Source organism: Rhodopseudomonas sp. B29, assembly GCF_000333455.1.
Taxonomy (GTDB): Bacteria; Pseudomonadota; Alphaproteobacteria; order Rhizobiales; family Xanthobacteraceae; genus Rhodopseudomonas.
The window spans coordinates 1-2,282 of sequence record NZ_BADD01000224.1 but is presented as its reverse complement, the minus strand read 5'-3'; the positions used below and the strand labels follow the sequence as shown (position 1 = coordinate 2,282).

2 protein-coding genes and 1 pseudogene are annotated in these 2,282 nt (G+C 65.1%); 1 reads left to right on the top strand and 2 read right to left on the bottom strand.

Annotation, left to right across the window (positions count from 1 at the left end; all coding sequences use genetic code 11):
• Nucleotides 1–393, bottom strand: a 393-nt coding sequence (locus I5M_RS07885) for an ABC transporter substrate-binding protein (protein WP_031335825.1), incomplete at its 3' end; no start/stop codon positions are given.
• A gap of 25 nt (nt 394–418) precedes the next feature.
• Nucleotides 419–1,618 carry a serine hydrolase gene (locus I5M_RS07880; protein ID WP_022720902.1) on the bottom strand — a complete coding sequence of 400 codons (1,200 nt, stop codon included), beginning with the start codon at nt 1,616–1,618 and terminating at the stop codon, nt 419–421.
• A 170-nt stretch (nt 1,619–1,788) separates the two neighbouring features.
• Here I5M_RS07880 and I5M_RS29345 point away from each other — a divergent pair.
• Nucleotides 1,789–2,282: pseudogene (locus I5M_RS29345) on the top strand (hypothetical protein); the annotation flags it as partial.

Genomic DNA, 2,282 nt, shown 5'->3' with positions numbered 1-2,282 from the left:
CATCCGGCCGCCCATCGTGTCGCGCTTCGCCCAGCGCTGCAGCGACGGAATGACGTCGGCCGAGGTCACCGGCGCGCCGTCGTGAAACGCCAGGCCGGGGCGCAGCACGAAAGTGTAGGTCAGGCCGTCGGAGGAGACTTCGTGGCTCTCGACCATCTGCGGACGGATCTGAAACTTCGAATCCATCGCGAACAGCGTGTCGTAGATGTTGAGGCCGTGATTACGCCCGGTCCAGGCGGTGTTGATCACCGGATCGGTCGCGCGCAGCGGCGCGTGCATCACCGCCCGGATGGTCTTGGACGAAGCACCGCGGGCGATGTTCGGCATCATGCCGGCCGCGAGCGACGCGGCGCCGGCTTTCAGGATCGTGCGGCGATTCAAGGTCGTCAGCATGGAAGGCTCCTGGTGAATGCGTTCGTTAGGATGCGGAGACATGCGCGGCGATCGCGCGATAAGCGGCGAGCCAGCGATGATCGAGCGGGATGTCCATCGCCTTCGGCTGCGTAGCGAGCTTGACGATGACGGTGTCGGTCTGGACGTCGACGTAGATCCACTGGCCGTGGATGCCGATCGCGGCGAGATCGCCGCGCGCCGGGTCGATCGTGTACCACTTGCTGCGATAGCGCCCCCCGGGGAAGATCTCGGCGAGATCGCCATCGGCCCAGGCCTGCGAGTCGCCGTTGGCGTGGATGTCGTCGATCCACCAACCGGGCACGACCTGACGACCGCCGACATTGCCGCGGCAACGGATCATCTCGCCGAACCGCGCAAGGTCGCGCGCAGTTGCGGAGATGCCACCGGCGCTACGTGCCGCACCCAATGCATCGAGCGTCATCGATGCATTCTCGGCGGCGCCCATCGGCTGCCACAGATACTCGGACAGGATCGCCGAATAGGAAGTGCCGCAGGCGCGTTCATAGAGCCAGCCGAGCGCGTCCGTGTTCGGCGACACGTAGTGGAACGCCTTGCCGTGCGGCTTGCCGCTGGCGCGCATCTTCGCCAGCATGCTGCGCTGATCGGTGACCTCGAGACCCGGCGGCGGCAGATCCCAGCCCGACGCGTAGCGATAGCGGGCGACGTCGCCGGCGGGATCCTCGTAGTCTTCTTCGAACGCAATGCCGACCGTCATGTCGAGCAGATGGCGCACCGCGCAGCCATCATCATAGGCGGAGCCTTTCAGCTCCGGCAGATAGCTCACGACGAGCGCATCCGGATCGATCAGCCCACGCTCGACCAGGATGCCGCCGAGCGTGCCGGCGATCGATTTGCTGACCGAGCAAATCAGATGCGGCGTCGTCGCGCTCATGCCGTCGCCGTACCATTCGTGCACCAGCGTGCCGCGGTGCACCACGAGTAGCGCATCGGCGAACGTCTCATGCAGCGTGGCGGCCACCGACGTTTGAGCGCCATCGGGAGCCACGAAGCCGAGGCTGGCGAGCTCGCGCGGCGCCGCCGGCAACGGCGTGGCCTGCTCGGCACGGCGGATTTCCGCGGTCGGCAGGATTTCCCGCGCGTGGGTGAAGCCCCACCGGATGGCCGGGAAGGTTCTCCAATTGGCGCGGGTTACCTGCGCCTGCGGGGCAGCAGGACTGCCACGCATGAGTTCGGTCGGTCGCATCGTCTACTCCCGGCGCCGCGTTTTCTGATACCGTTCAAGGGACGGCTGCAGCGCGCGAGAGGTATCTGAGACCACCTGGACGACCAGGCGTTATCGAAAATTCGCAAATCTCGGGAGCGAACCGAAGCAGCGTTCCCGGCTTGGCGCGAAGTTTGCTTTGAGAGCGGCAGATGCAAAGCACCGAAGCTCTGACACATCCGGTTGCAGAAGCCGAGACCACAGCCGGCCTCCGCTGCAACGCCGAACAAGGCCACTGTTCACGGGTTCTGCAGGCCAGCAGCACTGACGTGGACGAACATTGTGCCAGTCTCGGCGCATGGCGGCTTGCTTATGATCAGATCAGCGCCGGCGCATTTCGCGGCAGCTTCGCGCTGCTGTCGCTTCCGAGCGTCGAAGTCTTCCGAGAAAATACTAGTCGGCAAGTTCGGCAATACGGTCAGCTCGGCGTCGATCGGTTCGGAATCGGGCTGCCCTGGCAGGCTGACGGAAAGATCAGTTTCAACGGCGTGACGATCACGCCGGCCCGCGTGATCACCTGCTTCGACGCCGAAGTCGATATGTGCACACCGGAGCAGTTCGAGTTCCGGGGGGTGGTGACGAGCGCCAGGCTTGTCAAAGGCATTGCCGAAACGCTCCGCATCACGCTGCCCCAGGATGCCTGGCA